The 20,931-nt window shown below is 61.7% G+C and carries 6 protein-coding genes; 2 read left to right on the top strand and 4 right to left on the bottom strand.

Annotation, left to right across the window (positions count from 1 at the left end; genetic code table 11):
* From HHL25_RS19860 to HHL25_RS19845, 4 genes are all read right to left on the bottom strand, one after another.
* Positions 1 to 1,305: an HlyD family type I secretion periplasmic adaptor subunit gene (locus HHL25_RS19860; protein ID WP_169594914.1), complete on the bottom strand. Its 1,305-nt coding sequence runs from the start codon at positions 1,303 to 1,305 to the stop codon at positions 1 to 3.
* The gene (locus HHL25_RS19855) at positions 1,302 to 3,461 is read right to left on the bottom strand and encodes a type I secretion system permease/ATPase (protein WP_169594912.1); all 2,160 of its coding nucleotides are present in this window, start codon (positions 3,459 to 3,461) and stop codon (positions 1,302 to 1,304) included. The genes HHL25_RS19860 and HHL25_RS19855 overlap by 4 nt, the downstream gene beginning before the upstream one ends.
* 18 nt (positions 3,462 to 3,479) lie before the next feature.
* The gene (locus HHL25_RS19850) at positions 3,480 to 4,922 is read right to left on the bottom strand and encodes a TolC family outer membrane protein (protein WP_169594910.1); all 1,443 of its coding nucleotides are present in this window, start codon (positions 4,920 to 4,922) and stop codon (positions 3,480 to 3,482) included.
* A 562-nt stretch (positions 4,923 to 5,484) separates the two neighbouring features.
* Positions 5,485 to 19,071: a T1SS-143 repeat domain-containing protein gene (locus HHL25_RS19845; protein ID WP_169594908.1), complete on the bottom strand. Its 13,587-nt coding sequence runs from the start codon at positions 19,069 to 19,071 to the stop codon at positions 5,485 to 5,487.
* A gap of 317 nt (positions 19,072 to 19,388) precedes the next feature.
* On the opposite strand from HHL25_RS19845, the gene HHL25_RS19840 reads away from it, so the two are divergent.
* Positions 19,389 to 20,306 (top strand): sugar kinase, encoded by a 918-nt coding sequence (locus HHL25_RS19840; protein WP_169594906.1) that lies wholly within the window; start codon positions 19,389 to 19,391, stop codon positions 20,304 to 20,306.
* 171 nt (positions 20,307 to 20,477) lie between these two features.
* Positions 20,478 to 20,931 (top strand): SDR family NAD(P)-dependent oxidoreductase (locus HHL25_RS19835; protein WP_169594904.1); only part of this gene is annotated, 454 nt, incomplete at its 3' end.

The raw sequence follows: 20,931 nt of genomic DNA, 5'->3' as shown, positions 1-20,931 counted from the left end.
TCAGCGCTCCGTCAGCGCTTCGGCGCGCGCCCTGTTGATCGGCTTGAGAAGATAGCTGAGGATGGTCTTGCGACCCGTCATGATCTCGACGGAGGCGACCATGCCGGGCATGATCGGATAGGACTTGCCGTTGCGCACCAGGTCGGAACGGTCGGTCTTCACCTGGACGAGATAGTAGGTCTCGCCCTTTTCCTTCTCGACCAGACTGTCGGCAGAAATATTGGCGACCTCCCCCTCGAGGCCACCGAAGATCGAGAAGTCATAGGCCGTGACCTTGACCACCGCCTTCTGGCCACGCCGGACGAAAGCAACGTCGCGCGGCGAGATCCGGGCCTCGATGAGCAGCGTATCCGCCGTCGGAACGACGCCGGCAATCACGCTGCCCGGATCGACGTAGGCACCGATGGTGTTGATGTCGAGCGTGTTGACGATGCCGTCGACGGGCGAGCGGATGTCGGTGCGCTTGACCCGGTCGGTCGCGCCGCGGATGGTCTCCTCGACGACCGAAAGCTCGGCGAGCGTCTGTGCCTTTTCGGCAAGCGCCTGCTGCTGGAGTTCGATCGAAGCGTCCTTGGTCAAAAGCTTCGCCTCTTCGACGGCGGCCTTGAGCCGTTCGACGCTCTCCTCATAGACCTTCAACTGGCCCTGCTGGTCGGCGAGCTCGCGCTGGATGCTGAGCAGTTCGGTTTCGGCGACGAGCTTCTTCTTGGCCAGCGGCTCCACGAGGTCGCGCTGCCTTTCGGCGCCTGCAATGTTTTCCTGGAGACGGGCAATATTGGCATGCGCCTCACTGAGCTCGTTGAGCTTCTGCTTGGTGCGCTCCTCCAGCACGCTGCTCTTCGTGTAATAGCTCGCCCGGTTGGCATCCAGCAGCTTCTGTTCGTTGTCGCAGACGGCCTTTGCAACAGAAAGGACATCGGCCGGACAGACGAAAGGCGACGTGTAATCGCCGGCCTCTTCCAGAGTGAGCCGCGCCACCTTGGCGCCGAGGGCCCGCGCCTTCGCGACCGACTCGCCCAGCGTCGATTCCGTGGTGATGTTCTGCAGCTGTACCAGCAGCTGCCCCTTGTGAACCACCTGCCCCAGGCTGACGGCTATGTCTTGAACGATACCCGCTTCCGAAGTCTGGACGATCTGCGTCTTGGAGACGGGGATGACCTTGCCTTCGCCGCGCGCAATCTCATCAATCTCGGCGATTGCCGCCCAGAGGATGAAACAGAAGATGCAGGCTGCGGAAAGCCCGAGGATCGCCCGCGCGAAAATCGGCGGATGGTCGATGTTGGGGGGGGCGACGAAGGCGCTCATGCCGGCTCCGTCTTTGCACGCTGCATGGCCTCGATCACCGCCTTCTTGGGCCCATCGGCAACAATGCGACCCTTGTCGATCACGATCAGGCGGTCGACGAGTTCGAGCATACTGTGACGATGGGTGGCGATCAGCAGGGTGGTCTCGGGACCGAACGCATTGTTGAGCCGATTGATCAGATGGCGCTCGCTGGCCATGTCCATGGCGCCGGAGGGTTCGTCGAGGAATACGATTTTCGGACGGACGAGCAGTAGGCGGGCGATCGTGAGTGCCTGCTTCTGTCCGTTGGACAGGTTGCTGCCGCGTTCACCGACCGGCATGTCGAAACCACGCGGATGGTTTGCGACGAAGAGATCGACGCCCGTCATCTTGGCAACTTCAAGCAACTCGTCGTCGGTCGCGTCGGCCCGCCCGATCAGAAGGTTCTCCTTGACCGTGCCCGAGAACAGTTCGGATGACTGTCCGGCGATCGCCACCGCCGCCCGGACTTCCGCCATGTGGTACTGCCGGATATCGACGCCATCGATCAGAACGCGACCGGAGGTCGGGAGGTAGAGCCCGTCCAGCAACCGGCCGATCGTGGTCTTGCCCGAGCCGATACGGCCGATGATGCCGATCTTCTCGCCCGGTTTCACCGAAAAGGACAAACCGTTGATAACCGGGAAATCGGAGCCCGGATACTGGAAGCTGACATTCTCGAAGCTGAAGGCGCCGGTATGGATCTGGCGATTGACGAAACCGGCCGTCGAGGGCCGGTCGTCCGGTTGCTCCATGATCTTGTCGAGGATGCGCAGCGACATGGTCGCCTGGCGGAAGCGGGCAAGCGTCATCGCGACCTGGCCGAGAGGGGCACCGGCCCGGCCGGACAGCATGACAGCCGCGATGATCGCACCCATGGCGATATTGCCGGCAGCAAATTCGTAGGCACCGGCCACCACGATCAGCGTTCCCGCCGCCTGCTGGATGAAGGTCGTCCAGTTTACCGCGTTCGACGAGATGTGCTTGATGTGCTCGCTGGTGCGGCTCGAATTCTTGGTCAGCTCCTGCCAGCGGCGCAGCATGCCGGCTTCCGCGCCGAGGCTCTTCACCGTCTCGATGGTGGAGATCGTCTCGACCAGCAGCGATTGGCGCCGCGAAGCCTCGTTCGCCGCCGTCGCCATGCTCTTGCCGATCTGTGCTTGGGCGATGAGGCCGACACAGACTGTCAGGATGAAGGACACTGCCGGAATGACCACCAGCCAGCCGGCGATCAGATAGATGACGAACAGGAAGACGAACACGAAAGCGCTGTCGATCGCCACGCCGATGGTGTTCGAGGTGAAGAACTCGCGGACGAACTCGTATTGGGTGATGCGGTTCGCGTACTCGCCGGTCGACATCGGCCGGGAGGCGAGCGTGGAGTTCAGGACCTTGTCAAAGATCAGCTGCGACAGGCGCAGGTCCGCCTTGCGACCGGCATAGTCGATCAGCGTCGCGCGCGCCGTCTTGAGCAGAAAGTCGAAGGTGTAGGCAAGCAGCACGCCGAACGCCAAGACCCAGAGCGTCGGGATGGCCTTGTTCGGCAGCACCCGGTCATAGACGTTCATGGTGAAAAGCGGTGTCGCCAGCGCAATCACGTTGATGAACAGCGCCGCCACGATGACCCGCACATAGGTCCGCCAATAGGGAACGAGCGTCGTCGCCAGCCAGTGCCGCTTCTCGATCTCTACGGCTGTTCCGACGAGTGCCTCTTCCGAGGCATTCATGTAGAACATCGAAAAGCTGAAGGCCGCTTTCGGCTGAAGCCGCGCGAATTGCTCCGGGGTGAGCCGGATCGGCGCCCCGTCCTTCGCTACGACGTCGAGAAGAGAGGTGCCGTTCTCATCGCGCTCAAGGACCGCAAGGATCCGCCCCTCCGGAAACACCACGATCGCAGGACATTCGAAATTGCCAGTCCGGCAATCGCGCTCGGAAATCTTCTGCGTCTGCAGACCAATGCGTTCAGCCAGTCGCTCGACGTCGTCGACATCAAGCGACTCGGTCACCTCATCGGGCAAGCCCGAGAAGAGCACAGTGTCCGAGGTCGGTCGGCCATAGTACGCCGCTACTGATTTGAAGGCAGCCTTGAAGCTCCGCAGCGGTATCGCGGCAGGGCTTTCCGAAACTATGTCCAACATCGCTATGCGACCGGTAGGTTACTGAGACCTGATTGGCGCAAGAAGATCGAACGGAACGCCGGCACTCTGGCGGGAATCGACCTCGACATACTTCGGCTGTGCCGCAGTCGCCGGGACGGAGAATTCCTGCCTTGCGTAACCTTCACCCTGTTCGATCGGCTTCAGGTTCATCGTCTTCACGAGATTGCCGGAAGCGGCCAGGATTTTGTATTCGGCAAAGAGCGCCGCAAAGCGGGCGGTCTGGGCCAGAACGCTGGTATTGAAGCGCGTGTTCTGCGCGTCGAGAACATCGAGAAGCGACCGTTGACCAACCTTGAACTGCTCGCGATAGGACGAAACGAGCTGGGCGTTGGTCGACGACTGCTGGCCGAGCGTGCCGGCGAGTTCCGAACGGTTCTTGCGTTCGTTCCAGGCCGAGCGCACAGCCTCTTCGACTTCGCGATGGGTCTGGGCAAGGTTGTAGCGCTGCTCGCTCGCACGGCGGATCTGTTCCTGCTCCCGGGCAGTGTCGATGCCGCCGCGGAAGAGGTTCCAGCGAGCGACCACACGAGCCTGAACGTCGTTGGTGTTGCCGTAGTCACCGTTGATGTCGTTGCCGGTCGAGGCGCTGACCTCGAAGTTCACCTTCGGCAGATAGTTCGCGCGGGAACCCTTGACGTCGGCATCAGCCGCATCGATGTCGGCATTGGCGGAGAAGATGCGCGGGCTGTTCTTGGCGGCGATGACGATCGCATCGTCCAGCGTGCGCGGCAACGCCTTGGCAACCGAGCCCGGAACCTGCGGATTGGCGATCGGCTCGCCGACCACGGCGAGATAGCGGATCTTGGTCTGCTCCAACTCCTGGTTCGCTTCGACCAGACGCGCCTTCGCAGCTTCCAGACGTTCGCGGCCCTGCAGGCTGTCCGCGTCGGTCAGGGCACCGCCCTTGATGCCTTCGTTGATGTCGGACAGCATCTGCTGGTGGAAATTGCGGTTCTGCGCGGCAGCCGCGACGATCTCCGTCTGCAGGATGTACTCGAGATAGCTCTGCACCACTTCGAGGGCGAGCGATTCCGAACGCTCTACGACACGGAACGAAGCACCGTCGACGCGCGATGCCTGCTTTTCCACTTCGGAGCGGCGCGCCCCACCATCGAACAGCGTCTGCGTGATCGTCAGGCTGACGTCGGACGGCTTCAGATCGTCGTGATCGGAGGTCAGTCCGCCCGAGGAGGGACTGGCAAGCCTCCGGCGGCCGACGCCGGCCTCGAGATCGACAGACGGGAGATAGAGACCGCGCGCCTGGCGCAGCTCGAACTCGACCGCCTCGCGATTTTTCGCGGCCTGAAGAATTTGCGGATTGGTCTTCAGCGTCTTGTCGATCGCCTGCTTGAGCGTCGTGGCGCTGGAGTAATTTCCACCCAACAAGCTCAGGGCGACGGCTGCAGACAATGCAACGTATACTCGGCTCTTCTTGTTCACCAGATTATCCCCATTTTTCCAGCACGCAGCACGAGCATAGAATTATTTCGGCCAGTCGCTAAATTCGCAAAAGCTCAACCGAAAGCTTCACACCCCTGTGCGCCTTCGCCAAGCTCCACTTTCGATCTAAGGACCCACCCCAATTGCTTATGCAACACGACCAGATTAAGCCGTTATCATTTCATTAAGCAAGCAGGATGTCCTTGTCCAGTTCTTTGTCCCCCGTTTGAAGGCCAATTCCTGAACAAGGTTAAATTCCAGAGTGGTTATAGATCAGCACCCGGAATAATCATTCGACCATTTTTGGGTCCGTACAACTTTGACCAGTCCAATTTTCGGGGAGTTGTATTCGAGTGACACTCACCCGGTCTTGGCCGGGAAAGGCGAAGCCATGACCGACAACCACAAGCTGAAAAGCATTGATGCACAGTCCGTAGCGGCGACCTGGCGCCCGTCTGCCCTCCCGCCGCGAGCACGATCCCAACCATCTGTTTCCAAACGAAAGACCCGGCGACATGGTCGCCGGGCCTTTGTGCTTTCAGTCCGGTGAAACCGAGATCACTCAGGACGTGTGCGTGACGTTCGTCTGGTGGTGCTCGTCGTCGAACAGCACCTTGACCACCGAGGTGTAGTTCTGGAGGACCGCGACGTCGTGCCATTCGTTATTGGCACCGACGCTGACCACGGTGTCGGAACCGACGACGGTCGTCTTGACGGCTGCCAGCGCATCCGCCTCGCTCGCCTGCTCGCCCAGCAGGCTGTCGAGCAGCGAGGTGATGTCGAGCGTATCGCCCTCGTCAGCGCTGTAGTCCGTGATCACGTCGGCAACCGCGATGCCGTGGAGGGCATCGGTGTCGAGCACGAAGGTGTCGGCCCCTGCCCCGCCGGTCATGATCGTCTGACCGAGCGCACTGGCGAGGATGTCGTCGCCGTCGGTGCCGATCAGCGTGGTGACATCGGTCGCACCGTCGTTCGAGATCGTGTCGAAACCGACCTCGACATAGGTGCCGGTCGTGCCGTCCTCGAAGGTGAAGGTGCCTTCGGAGAACACGGTCTGGCCGTCCTCGCTGCCGCCGACGGTGGTCGCGCCGAGCGAGATGCTCGAAACGCCGTGGTCGGTGAGGCTCGACAGCTCGCCGGCATCGCTGATGCCGTCATTGTCGCTGTCGATCCAGATCGACAGGCTCGAGAAGGCCGTATCATCCGCATCGATCTTGCCGTCGCCATTGCTGTCGAGCGTGGCCAGAGCCGCAATCCCGCTTGCATGGCTTCCGCCGTTGAAGCTCGGCGTGAAGATCTCCGAACCGTTGTCGATCACGCCGTCGCCATCCACGTCATAGGCGAGGATGCCATCGTCGCTGGTCCAGGCGATCTGATCCTTGTCCCCGTCGGCGTCGATGTCGAAGGCGACACCGTTGTCGACCGACGAGAAGGTGAAGCCGTTCTGGTCGAGGTCGAGGACAATCGGGTCGGTGGCGCTGTTGTAGGCGCGGAAATCCGCCGCGGTCAACGCAGCAACCTGCGCAGCAGTTAGTCCATTCAAGGTCGCAACAAGCGAGCGGCTACCAAGCCCACCACTGTTCCAGTTCGTATCGAACCACACCTGAGCGGCACCGGCCGTGCTGTTGTAGACGACCACATACGAACTCTGCGCATTGTTCGTCGCGGCAAGAATCTGCGCCTCATTTTGAGCAGAAGTTATGACGATCACACGATTGTCATAGCTTGAGCTAATCGCTGCAATAGTGCTCGCGGTATTGAAGTCGCTAGCCGCGAGCCCCGCTCCTGCAGCTGTACCATTCGTGTTAGCGAACGCCACTGCCCCAGATCCGTTGCCGTCCAGGAAGGCGATCTTGTCCTGACCTGCGACGAAATTGTTGACGACATCGCTGCCAGTGTTCGTCGCGAAACGAAGCTGATCCGCATCAGCATTGCTGACGGAAAGGTGGATGATATCATTCCCGGCACCGCCATTAATGATATCGTTGCCGGCACCACCAGTGATCGTGTCGACACCAGACGACCCAATGATTTTAAACCCTTCGGCCTGGTTCGACATATTGAGGATCCCTGCGCTGGTCAGGTTGACCTGTTCGACATAAACGATCTGACCGTCGCTTGTGCTGGTGAAGTCAGAGCTGACTCTCAACGTGTCGGTGCCGCTGCCGCCATCCATCACGATAGCGTTCGCATTGGCGTAGAGAGTGTCGTTGCCGCCGTTGCCATACAACTGGTCCAGCCCACCGTTGCCGTTCAGAGACTCCGCGGAATTGCTTCCGATCAGAATTTCGTCGGCCGAGGTACCGGTGAGCGACAGGGTATTTTGGTACTGCACGGTAACCGTTGCGCTATCGGGGGCGGAGCCGTCCGTCACGGTGTAGCTGAAACTCCCTCCATTATAGGTGGTATAGAAACCGTAGTAGGTGTCGGAGAACGTGGTCGAGGATCCCGAATGCAACGCGATATCTGACCCGGATGCCGTGACACTGGTGATCGCCAAGGAATCGCCGTCGGCATCGCCGTCGTTCGCGAGAAGAGCGGCATCGCTGACCGAGAAGTACGTGGTGTTGGTGATGATTTTGTCATTCGCCGCCTCTGGTGCCGCATTGTTCGCGATCACCGCCGCAGTCGCCGCGCTGGTCACGCTTTCATTGAAGCTCTGGCCGTCGGCATAGGTCGCCTGGACCGACATGACATGACCGGCATCCCCTGCACCAAGCGTATAGGTGGTACCTGTCGCGCCGGTATCCACGCCGTCACGCAACCAATGGTAAACGACGTTGGTCTTTGCACCGTCAGGATCTGCACCGAGCGTCACCTGGAGGATATCTCCAACCTTCGGAGCCGTCGCCGTCTGCGTGATGTCAGCAACCGTGATCGGGGCCGCACCGTCGTTGACGGGGCTGACGACAACATTGACCGTTGCGGTCGCCGGAGCCGAGCCATCCTCGTTGCCGTCTTCCAGGCTGACGCCGAACGAACCGGAGTTCGTTTCGGAGCCATTGTGCTGGAAGCTCACGAGACCAGACTGAAGCTGGGCACCCGTGAAGCTCGTCGCGGCAACGCCGTTGACCAGGACCGTGCCGTTGACCTGGGCGGAAACCGTGAAGGTTACGCCTGCTGCGACGTCGTCGACGTCGGTGAAGCCGAGGTCCGTTGACGTAACGATGACCATTGAGCCTTCATTGACGGCAAGACCCAGATCACCGGTGATCACCGGCGCGTCGTTGACCGCAGCGACCGGGATCGAAATGGGGTAGGTGATCGTCTCGAAATCGCCGTTCGACGTTTCGGTCGCGGTGGCCGTGACTGTCAGGTTGATCATGCCGCTCATGTTGAGCGGCGGCGTGATGGTGAGAGAGCCGCGGTTCCAGCCATTGAGATCGATGCTGGTCGAGCCCGCTGTTGCGGTGAAGCTATTCGTTCCATCCGAAACCACGGCGCCGACCGGGATACCGGAGAGCGACACGGCCAGTGTCTCGGATCCGTCATGGTCATCAAGCACGGGCGACACTGAAAAGAAGATTGGCATATCTTCCTTGCCGTCAAGGGAGAGGCCGTAGCCCATTCCGGGAACATCGGCCACCGCGGTCACGGTGACCGGCAGGCTGACTACCGTGGTCGCGGTATCGCCACCGACACCTTCGGTCGACGTTGCCGTAACCGTCAGCGCGAAATCGACGTCAGAGTTCAACGGCGGGGTGATCTTGAGCGTGGCCAGATCCCAGCCCGCCAGACTGACGCTCGATCCACCGAACCACCCAGTGAAGCTATGACCGTTGCCGTCCGTCAGCTTCGCCCCGACCGGAATGTCGGAGATCGTATAGCTCAGCGTTTCGGAACCGTCGGTGTCCGTGAGCGCACCGGCGAGCTGCAGGCTGATGGCCGTGTCTTCGTCGCCGCTTGCCGGCGTGACCGTCAGCGCCGGCGCATCCGCGACCCCGTGAACCGTGACATTGAGGGAGAGATCCCCCGAAATGCTGTCACCATTCGCCGTTTCCGTTGCGGTTCCTGTGACCCGAAGGGCGAAATCGGCGTCGGAGTTTACCGGCGGCGTGATTGCCAGAGCGGACAGCGTCCAACCGGCGATATTGACACTGGTATTGCCTGCCGTTGCGGTGAAGCTGTTGGTGCCGTCGGAAAGCACGGCCCCGACAGGAATGTCGGAAATCGTGAACGTCAGGGTTTCGGAACCATCGGTGTCATAGAGGTTGCCCCAGATATGCAGCGCGATCGACGTGTCCTCGTCGCCGTTCATGTGCTGGACCCCGAACGAGAACCCGTCCACGACCGGCGTTATGGAGATCGAGGCCGTGGCCGGCGTTGCGTCTTCCGCGCCGCCGTTGTCCACCGCAGCATACTGGAAGGAAGCGTCGCCGCTGTAGTTCTGTGTCGGGCGGAAGTAGACGGTCGATGCGTTGATCACCTGCCCGAGAGTGATCGGGATGGTCCGAGCCTGATCGGCATAAAGGATGCCGTTCACCGGAAGGGTCTTGATCACGTAACCGGCGACGGTTCCGTCGATGTCGGCGCCCGAAAGCGTGACGGCGATGGTGCTGTCTTCTTCGCCCGAACCCGTGGCCGGGTTGGTTGTCGGTTCATCGTTGACCGGCGTGACCGGGAACGAGACGGAACCGACATCGGTTTTGAAGTCGTTCGTGCCGTTGGTCTGGCCGTTGTCCTGAACCGTGTAGTTGAACGAGGCCGTGCCGGAGAAGTTCGCAGCCGGAGTGAACAGGATGTTCGTGCCGCTGATCACGGCGGTGCCGCCAACCACGTCGGAGATCGCCGTGATCGTCAGCGACTGCGTCGTTTCATTGTATGCACCCTTGCCGTCGCCGTTGAGCAGCGAGGCAAAGCTGATCGTCCGCACGCCGCTGTCCTCGGCAACCGGCGACAGGACGTCGTCGACAGCCGTCGGAGCGTCGTTCACCGGCGTGACGGTGATCGTCGCGGTCGCCGGCGTCGTATCGGCGAGGTTGCCGTCATCCTTCGCTGCATAGGTGAACGAGACGGTACCGTTGTAGTCCGCGCTCGGCTTGAAGTAGACGGTTCCGGAGACGGTTGCGTTCTGGGCAATCGCCTGGGTTCCGGCAGCATCGCTGTAGAGGATACCGTTCGACGGCAGGGTCTTAACCACGAAGCCGGTGACGGTGCCGTCGATGTCGCTGCCGCTCAACGGGACACTGATCAGCGAGTCTTCGGCGCCCGAAGCCGTTACGGCGTTCGTCGTCGGCGCATCGTTCACCGGCGTGACGTTGATCGTGATCGTCGAGGTGTCGGTGAGCGCACCGCCGGTGCCGTCGTTGCCACCGTCGTTGAACACGACGGTCGCAGTACGGGCAGCGTTGGTCGGGTTGTCCGAAGTGGAATTGAAGGCGATGGCTTCGAGCAGGGTCTCGACACGTGAAGACGTTGCGTTGCCATTCAGGCTGACAGTGATAGTGCCACTTCCATTGCCGGAAATCTGGCCGATCGTCGTCCAGGCCCAGCTCTGGGGACCAGTCTTGATCTGCACATTGTTGCCGTCCAGACGGATCCCGCTGTCGGTCACCAATACCAGGCTGTCGCCCGAGACTGCCGTTGAGCCGAGCGAGACGCTGACGCTGCCGCCGGAGAAGTCGCTCGGGTTGTCCGCATCGGTAACGCCAGCATTGCTCATCAGCTTGACCGCCGATGCCTGTTGCTCGGTGTAGGAAACCGACGCAGATACGGGCGTCAGAACCGGCGCTTCGTTGACGTTGTTGACCGTGACCTCGATGGTCTGGATATCCTCGCCGCCCTTGCCATCACTGACCTTGACGTCGATCACATAGATGTTGTTGCCGTTTGAACCGCCGATATCCGACGGGTTTTCGTAGTCAGGCGCGGCCTTGAAGGTCAGCGCGCCGGTCACCGGATCGATGTTGAACTTGTTGAAGTCCGTTCCACCGGTATTGACGATCGAATAGGTGAGCGCCCCGCCATCGACGTCCGTGGCCGACACGCTGCCGACCGCGGTCGTGTTCTCGTTGACCGAGAACGAGCGATAGTCGCTGCCGGCGAAGACCGGCGCATCGTTGACCGGAATGACATTGACGGTGATCGTCGAGGTATCACTGAGCGCACCGCCGCTGCCGTCATTGCCACCGTCGTTGAACACGACGGTCGCGGTGCGGGTGGCAGCAGTCGGATCTTCCGAGGTCGACTTGAAGGCCACGGCCTCGAGCAGGGTCTCGACGCGCGCCGCCGTAGCATTGGCGTTGAACGTGACGACGAGTGCGCTGGTGCCGAAAGCACCGCTCGTCACCTGGCCGATCGTGGTCCAGCCGAAGCCGTTCCAGACCTGGACATTGCTACCGGAGACCTGGACGCCGAGAGCATCGAGAACCAGCTGGTCACCGGCAACTGCCGTTGCGCCGAGCGAGATGCTGACGCTGCCGCCGACGAAGTCGGTCGGATTATCCGGATCGGTGATCGTAACGTTCGAGAACAACCGGGCTTCGTTGCCGTTTTCGGTGAAGGTGACCGAACGGGTATCCGGGCTCAGGGACGGGGCATCGTTGACCGCCGACACGGTGATGTTGACCGTATCCACGTCGGTCTTGACGCCGCCGAGGCCGGTATTGCCGTTGTCGCTCGTCGTGATCTTGAGCTGGTCCGCGCCGTTAAAGTTGGCAAGGCCCTGGTACTTGAGACCGTTGATGGCCGCATTGATGGCGGCAACCGTGCCGGTCACCGTGATCGTGTCGGTACCGTTGCCCGAAACCGTGAGACCGGCCGCTGTGACAAGGTTGAGCTTGCCGTGATCGACTTCCAGCGTGACGGTGAGGTTGCCGCCATTGGCGTCGACGTCACCGACGGTGAGGCCGTTGAGGGTCAGGATCTGATCCTCGGCAACCGTCTGGGCGGTCGGAACCGTGTTGACCGGAGCATCGTTGACCGCGTCGATCGCGATCTGCAGGCTGGATGCGGCCGTATCGCCGTCGCCGTCCACCAGAGTGTAGGCGAAGTTCTCGGTCGTGTTGGTCGTCACGTCGGCCGGGGCAGCATAAGTCCAGGCCCCGGTTGCGAAGTTGAAGGTCAGGTGTCCACCAAGCGTCGTCACGAGATCGAGTGCTGCTCCGACGAGCGTGCCCGTCGCGGCGCCCGACTTGGTGATGGTGGCCGCACCATCCCAGGCATAGGTCACGCCGTCGACGGTGATCGAGGCGATATGGCCGCCATCGGCACCGAAGCCGTCGTTGCTCAGCACATTGCCGCTGGCGCTGGTCGCCGCCGGCGGGGTCGCGGCCGTTGCGAGAAGCGCGGCATTGTTGCCGGTGGTGATGACGATCGGATCGCCGGTCTGGTGGGCGACGTCCTTCAGATCGTTGTCGTTGACGGCAACATCCGTGCCCACGCCGACGGCATAGGACTTGATGTGGTTGGCATCAAGGAAGTTCTCCCATGCCTGACGCTCGGCGGTGGTCAGATCATCGCTGTCGCTGACATCGCCGTCCGAGAAGAAGTATACGGAGGTGGTGCCGGCCGGCGGCGGATTGGAAGCTGCCTGGATGGCCCCAATCGGGTTGCCGTATTCCGTGCCGCCGTTCGGGCCGGGGAAGGAACCGCCGTTGATGAAGTCCAGCGCCTGCTGCTTGGTCATCCAGACCGACGTGTTGGCATTGTCGGCAAAGGTGACGATCAGAACCTGAGCTGCGTCCGAGGCATTGATCAGGTTGATCGCAGCCTGTTTCGCCACAGCGAGGCGCGAGGCGTTGCCAGGGGCGCTGCCGTTGGCATCGTCACCCATGCTGCCCGACACGTCGAAGGCAAAAATCAGATTGTTAGAAACGGTCGGCGAGGCCTCCGTCACCTTCGCGGTTTCCGCACGTGCAACCGGCGTGTCGTCGTCCATGTTGACGGTCAGCGTGCCGGTGGCGACGTCGTTGTCGCCGTCCGTGACGCGGTACTGGAACGAAACCTCGAGGTTGTCTTCCGTACCGGAGGTGTTGTGCTTCACCGCAGCAAGCTGGGTGAGCTCGTATGCGCCCGTGGCAGTGTCGGTGATTACCGCCTTGAAGACGGCGACATAGCTTCCGCCCTGCAACTGGGTGATGGTCATCGTCTTGCCGTCGGCGGAAAGGTCGAACCAGAAGCCGGACGGCAGGCTGAGGCCGTTCGGAGCCCAGAAAACCGAGGCTGTGCCGTCGGCACCGCCGCTGTGCGACAGCGTGCCGGAGAGCACGGCGGATTCAACGTCGTCGCCGGTACCGCCTGCGATGCCGTTCAGCAGCGCATCATCATCGAGCTGGATGACCGGATTGGCGCCGACAGTCGGGGTGTCGTCATCGACATTGATGCTCAGCGTTCCCGTGGCGACGTCGTTGTCGCCGTCCTTGACGAGGTAAGAAACGGTGAACTGGACATTGTCCTCGGTGCCGGGGATCGTGCCCTGCGGATGGTCGATCGGAGCGACCTGGGAAACGGAATACGCACCGGTTGCCGTGTTCGTGATCGTCACGGTGACGACCGGGACATAGCTGCCGCCCTGGAGCTGGGTGATAGTCATGACCTTGCCGTCAGCCGATACCGAGTACCAGAAGCCGCTGGGCAGCGTCAGACCGTTGGAAGCCCACAACACGGACGAAGTGCCGTCGGCGCCGCCGTTGTGCGCCAAAGTGCCGGTAAGTGCCGCGCCGTCGATGTCATCGCCGTTACCGCCGGCATTACCGCCGAAACGAACGTCCTCGTCCAGTTGAACAAGCGTGTTGGCGCTGACGCTCGGACCGTCGTCTTCGAAGATGACCTTGTCGCCGATCGAGACCGACTTTTCGACGACGTCGCCGTCGTAGTCTGTCGCTGTGAAGACGGCCGAGATCTTGTTGGCGAGGTTGATCGCCTCGTCGGTGGAGCCGGTGTTACCCTGCTTCAGCGACAGATACTGCGCGATGCTGACCTGGCCATTCGGCTCGATTGCGATCGCGAAGGCGGCTACGCCGCTCGGAATGCGACCGACGACGATGCCGTTTTCGAGGGTGAGCGTGATCGCCTGACCATCGGTGGTGAACAGGCCGGAAGCGGCGTTGTCGATCCGCAGCGCCAGGCTCGTCGTGACGCTGTCGTCCGTTCCGCCGCTCAGGGTGGTGTCGACGACGTCGCGCGTTGCATAGACCGGACCGCTAAGGTCGGTGTCCGTACCCTTGGAAGAAACGGCCGTGAACAGGTTGGCCACGGCCGGAGCCGTCGTGTCATTGTTCTGGATGCCGGCCGTCTCGTCGATCGTGACGCTGCCGACGGCGCTGATGGTGGTGACCGGCATGTCGTCGCGGATGGTGACGGTGAACTTGCCGGCAAGGTTGACCGTGTCGCCGTCGCCGTCGGTGGCGTTGATGACAGAGCCGAAGTCGATGCCAGCAATCGAGCCGGTTGCTGTCTTCAGCGCGGTGTTTTCACCGTTGCCCGAGACGTGATCGACCTGATCGTACTGACGGAATGTGTACTCGCCGGTCTGCGGGTTGAGCGTGAGCGACATTACCGGCCGGTAGCCCGTGCCGGGAAGGTCGACATAGCCGAGGATCGCGCCGTTGACGATTTCGAAGACCACTGCGCCGCCCTGAGACGTCAGGCCGAGACCGTTGAGAACCGTCGTCGTATTGGCCGCGAAGGAGAAACCGCCGCCGCTTGCCGCGCCGTCGGCACCGAAGGCCACGACGGAAGCGATCGATCCGCTGACTGTCGCGGCCAGACCTTCGCCGACGAACGAATGCTGGGAAAGCGAGCCGTCGGCGCTGCCATCGCTCGGCGAGTTGCCCACAGAGAGCGTGTTCAGGATGTCGTCCTCGTCGGACGTTATGGAAACGGTGGTGCCGGTGAAGCGCGGACCGTCATCCTCGAAGACCACGCGGTCACCGATCGAAACGGACTTCACGACGGTATCGCCGTCGTAGTCGGTCGAGGTCAGAACCGCCGAGATCTTGCCCGAAAGGTCGATGCCTTCGTCGTTGGAAGCGGTGTCGCCATGCTTCAGCGACAGGTACTGCGCGACGCTGACCTGGCCGTTCGGCTCGATCGTCACGGCAAATGCCGCGACGCCGCTCGGAATGCGACCAACCACGATACCATTTTCAAGCGACAGGGTGATCGGCTGGCCATCCGTCGTGAAGAGGCCGGAAGCGGCATTGTCGATGCGCAGCGTCAGGCTGGTCGTGACGTTGTCGTCCGCGCCGCCGTTGACGGTGGTATCGATGACGTCGTCGCTCGCATAGATCGGACCCTGCAGATCGCCATCCGACCCCTTGTTCGAAACGTTGTTGAACAGCCGACGAACATCGTTGTCGGTGGTATCGTCGTTCTGACGCTGGATCGTTTCGTCGATCGTGACAGTATGGTCGAGGGTGATCGAGGTCTCCGGCATGTCGTCACGAATGGTGACCGTAAGCTTGCCGGCGAGGTTGAGAACGTCGCCGTCGCCGTCGGTGGCGTCGATGACTGCACCGAAATCGATACCCGCGATGGAACCAGAACCGCTCTTGAGCGCCGTGTTCTCGCCGTTGCCGGCGACATGGTCGAGCTGGTCATACTGATTGAAAGTGAATTCGCCGGTCTCGGGGTTCAGCGTCAGGGACAGCACGGTACGGTCGAGCACCGGCTGGTATCCGCCAAAAGCGTTGTTCACATAGCCGACGATCGCATCGCCTACGATTGTGAAAACGATTGCGCCACCCTTCGAGGTCAGGTTCAGGGCGTTGAGCGTCGCGACCGCGTTGGCCGTGAAGGAGAAACCGCCACCGGCCGCCTGATCGTCAGAGCCGAACGAGACGGTCGAGGCTACCGAGCCGGAAACCGTTGCCGCGCCATACCAGGTTGTCAGAGAACCGTCGGCAATGCCGTCATTGGGATGATTGCCCGAAGAAAGCAGAGTATTGATGTCATCTTCGTCAACCGTGACGGAAACGGCTTCGCCCGGGGCCGGGATATCGTCGACGACGTCGACAACGAAGCTTCCGGTCGCGGTGTCGCCATCACTGTCGGTCGCCGTGTAGTTCAACGTCAGCGACAGCGTGTTCTCGCCGCTGCCCGCGGCATGATCCAGCGGCTGCACCAGCGTGAAGGAATAAGAACCGCGATTGCTGGCATCGGAGAGCGTGGCGTAGAAGACAACGTTGGCGGAGCCCTCGCCGGTCGCGACGGTCGGAGCCGTGCCGCCGACATAGCCAACCAGCGTGCCGTCTTCCAGGATGGTGGTGTGGACTGCGCGGCCGAGCGAGCTCAGCGCATCGTCAGCAGCACCTGCAACGGTAACCGTCGCATTGGTGAAGGCGACCGAACGATCGCCGAGGCCGCCAGATCCGTTGTTGGCATCATCCGCGCCCCAGCGGATCGCAAGGCTGCCCGTGGCGACCGCGGACAGTTCATCGGCTGCCTCGTCATTGCCGCCATTGACGGCTTCGTCTTCAACAGTACCGCGCGTGCTTTCACCGACATACGGGCTGTCGTCATCAATGCCGACGCTGAAGGACGAGGTGAAGCTGTCACCGTCGCTGTCGGTCGCCGTGTAGCTGAACGGCAGGATGACGTTGTTCTCGCCACCGCCGACCGGATGGTCGATCACGTCGTTGAGATCGAAGCGGAACGAACCGCTGTCCTGGTCAGAAAGCGATACGGTGAACACCACGCGCTCACCAGCAGTCGCGGTGATAGCAGCTCCGTTTTCCGAAAGGCTATAGGTGATCGCGTCACCCTGCGACGTCAGGCCAAGAGCCACGAGCGAAGCGACAGCGGTCGCGCCGAACGTGACCGAACGGTCACCGTCGCCGACCGAGATGCCACCGTCGACGACGGTGTTCGAGTCATCGGAACCCCAGGAAATCCCGAGACGACCGTAGACGGTCGTGGCATCGCCATCCGTGTCGAGGCTGCCGTCAGTTACCGTGCTGTCGTCGCCGACACCTTCATTGCCATTTCCGGTAGCGAGGTCGCCACCTACGGCAGACAGATCGCTTTCGTCGACGATCGCATTGACCAACGGGCCGGCCGTGGCACTGTTGATCTGCAGGCTCCAGTTGAAGAGAGTTCCGATGTCGCCGCCTGCATCATCGTTGATGTGCAGAGTCCAAGTTCCCGACATGTCCTTGCCGTCCAGGAGCGAAAGCTGGTCGACATCGGGGCGCCAGGTTCCGGTGAACGGCGCAGAAGCCGAACCGAAGGACTGCGCCGCCTCATCATCGAACGTGATGACGCCATTCGGATCTGCGGAGCCGCCGGCGTTCGCGACCAGGCGAATCGTGGTCCCGTCCGGAGCGACCAGATAGATCTCAAGATCGCTCATGTAGGTGTGGGTCAGATTGATCGACACGTTGATGTCGGCAATCGTGCCCCCGGTGGGAACCTCGATGCTGGACTCGATCGAACCTGCGGTATCAACAGCCGGGATACGAAGATTGACAGCCCCCGATGAATAGGTTCCGCTGAAGTTGTAGAGAGCCACCTCGCCTTCGACCGGCACATCGTCGTTCACGTTGATGCTGAAGCTCGAAGAACCAGAATCTCCGTCGGAGTCGGTTGCCGTGAACTTGAATTCAAGGGCAAGGTCGTCCTCAGACGAGGCATCCGGATGATCGAGATTGCCAGCGAGCTCGAACTCATAGGAGCCATTGCCGGTGTCGGAAAGGGTTACCTTGAAAATCCAGCCTTCAGCCGGCGAATCCGCCAGAGCGCGCAAGGCCCCGCCGTCGAATTCACCATCACCACCATCCGAAGGAATCTTGATCTCGCCGTCCTTGTAGGCATAGAGCGTGGTGCCGTCGTCCGACAGAACGTAAGTCAGCCCGACACCGTCGGAGGTCAGGCCCTGCGCTTCGAGTTGTGCAACCGTGTCGGCAGTGAAGACGACGCTGCGGTCATTGGCAACATCGGTCTGGCCACCGTTCACGACGGCGTTACCGTTGTCCGCACCCCAGTCGATGTTGAGGCTACCACCGGTCGTCGTTCCGCTCTTCGGCTCGTCGGCAACGAGAAGCGCGACCTCGGAGCCTCCTTCGCCGTCGCCCTCGCCTTCGCCGCCGGTGACCAAGCCAAGATAGTCCTCGTCGACGGCACCGGTTTCAGCCTCGCCGAAGACGGGCGCATCATCGCCGATGTCGACGAAGGCGTCGCCGATGGCGGTGTCGCCGTCGTTGTCGGTGACGGTAAAGGTGAAGTGCAGGCGCAGCAGGTCTTCGACGCCGGTTTCGCCAAGATCGGGATGATCAAGCGAAGCGGACTGGACGAAGGTGAAGGCACCCGTGACGACGTCGTTGACGGTCAGGGTGAAGACGACGACCTCGCCGGCCATGCCGGTCAGGGTCAGGCCGTCGGCAGAAGCCGTCACGACGACCGGAACACCGCCATGCGTGAGCGAAGTCAGCGCGCCCGCGCCAGTGGCTTCGTCGCGGTTCAGCGTTTCGACATAGGCGATCGAGGTGATGACGCCATCGTCATTGCCGCCGTCGAAGCCGAACACGCCGTTGACGGTCTGGTTTTCGAAGTCGCCTTCGAAGCTCGCGTCTTCCGCAAGCAGGATCTCGGTCACACCGTTGATTACCGGCGTGTCATCGAAAGATTCTTCGATGTTCGAGGTCGCGCCAAATTCGAGTTCGGTATTGCCGAGCAGCGAGGCGAGCGGGCCGGGACCGAGGTCCGGGGCAGGGAGACCGTCATCGAATTCGGCGCCCGAGCTGCCGGGACCGGCGCCTGCGACCGAGTAGCTGCCGTCGGGGCCGGCCGCGACGTCGATACCGTCCTGTTCCAGGACAGCCAGGACCACCTGCTGGGGAACTTCGACGTCGTCGATCAGGAAGGTCGGGATGCGCAGGGCACCATTGACGATCGTGATTTCGGTACCGTCGGCCTGGACGAGGATCAGGTTGTTGCCGTCAACGCGGATTTCGTCGACCGACACATTCGCCGGCAGATGCGCGACGTTGTTCTGGTCCGGCACAACTTCCTTCGGAAGTTCGGCCACCGGAGCGTTCTCGGCGGGGAGCCGGTCGGACTTCGGCGGAGCGGCTTCGTTGGTCGCCTGGGCAACTTCGACACCGGCCACGGCCTGATCGCGTGCTTGACTTTCGTCCTGAATCTCCGGGCTCACGTCAAGCAGTGCATTTTCCGCATCGACCGAAGAAACGTTCAAATCATCAATAGACATATCGGCTCACCTTTTCACAGGAACATGGCCGAACTCAAATACCGGCGCCGGAGTGAATGCAACACTTCCTTAACCAACAGGCATATCGGGTTATGCCTACACCCAGAAAAGGCTAAAACGGGGTTAATTTCGGGCCGGTATTGTCGAAACAACGCATACTTAGCGACCCCAAGCATCGCGAGGTGACGCGAGAACAATACTGTCGGCAACTGTGATCAAGGGAGGCAGGGCGATCACAAGTGGCCCCCTCACCAGAAGGAACGGTGACAATTCTCCCGTTCCCTGCGATATCGGGCAGCGCAACGGGAGCGAGACGAATGACCAAACGAATGCTGTCGATCGGTGAATGCATGGTGGAACTCATGCAGGCCGAAGGCGACCTCCTGCGCAAGGGCTTCGCCGGAGACACGTTCAACACGGCCTATTACGCGCGCCTCTTCCTGCCCGCCGACTGGTCTGTCGACTATCTGACCGCCGTCGGCACCGACAAGATCTCGGACGAGATGCTCCGCTTTATGGAAGGCACCGGCGTCGGCACGGGCTCGATCCGCCGGATCGAAGGACGTTCGCCCGGCCTCTACATGATCCATCTCGACAACGGCGAGCGCAGCTTCTCCTACTGGCGCTCGGCCTCGGCCGCCAAGGCGCTCGCCGACGACGCCGATCACCTGCGCAAAACCCTTGGCCAATCGGACGTCATCGCCTTTTCCGGCATCACCCTCGCGATCCTCGCCGAGGACGCGGTGGAAAGGCTCCTCGGCGAACTGCACAGGGCAAGGAAGGACGGCAAGCTGATCGTCTTCGACCCCAACATCCGCCCGCGCCTCTGGTCGGACAGGGAACGAATGCTGCGGACGATCACCGCGGGCGGGAAAGCAGCAAGCCTCGTCATGCCGAGCTTCGATGACGAGGCGACGCATTTCGGCGATGCGGATGCTGCTGCCACGATCGCCCGCTACCAGAAGGCCGGCGCAGACGGCGTGATCGTCAAGGACGGAGAGCATGGCATCACGATCGGCCTGACAGGCGAACAACCACTGTTCGTCGCCGCCGCCAAGGTTGACAGGATCGTCGATACGACGAGTGCCGGCGACAGCTTCAACGGCTCCTTCCTCGCCCGCTATGTCCAGGACCGCGATGCGCGGGCCGCCGCAGAATTCGCCGCACGTGTCGCAGCAGCGGTCATCGGCCACCACGGCGCACTCGTTGCAAAAGACAAGCTCAGCATCGCCTGACCCCAGTCGACTAGAGCCTCGTTCTCGGGCCGGAGAAGACCCGAGACGCTTTCCGTGAAGACCGTACCGAAAATCCGCGGGGAGAGGTTGCGCTTGCAATCAATCGGCGTCAGATTGACCGAACTTCAAAAGAAGTCTGACAACATGACAACGCAGGAGGAACCTTCCGTCATGCCGTCTTTGCAAAACAAACGTGTCGTGGTGACGGCCGCGGGCCAGGGGATTGGCCGCGCGAGCGCGCTTGCCTTTGCGGCGGCCGGTGCGCGGGTGCTGGCAACCGACATCAACGAGGCGGCGCTCGGAGAGCTTGCGGGACAAGGCGGTGGCTCGATCGAGACCGCGCGGCTCGACGTGCTGGACGAGGCGATGGTCAAGGACGTGATCGGACGCTTCGGCGATGTCGACGTGCTGTTCAACTGCGCCGGCGTCGTGCATGGCGGCACAGTCCTGGACATGGCCGACAAGGACCTCGACTTCGCCTTCGACCTCAATGTCCGTGCCATGATCCGCACCATCCGCGCCGTGCTGCCCGGAATGATCGCCCGCGGCGACGGCTCGATCATCAACATGGCCTCGGTCGCCTCCTCGGTGAAGGGGGTGCCAAACCGCTGCGCCTATACCGTCA

It is taken from the genome of Rhizobium terricola (assembly GCF_012927355.1).
Lineage (GTDB): Bacteria > Pseudomonadota > Alphaproteobacteria > Rhizobiales > Rhizobiaceae > Allorhizobium > Allorhizobium terricola.
This window is presented reverse-complemented; position numbering and strand designations above follow the sequence as displayed.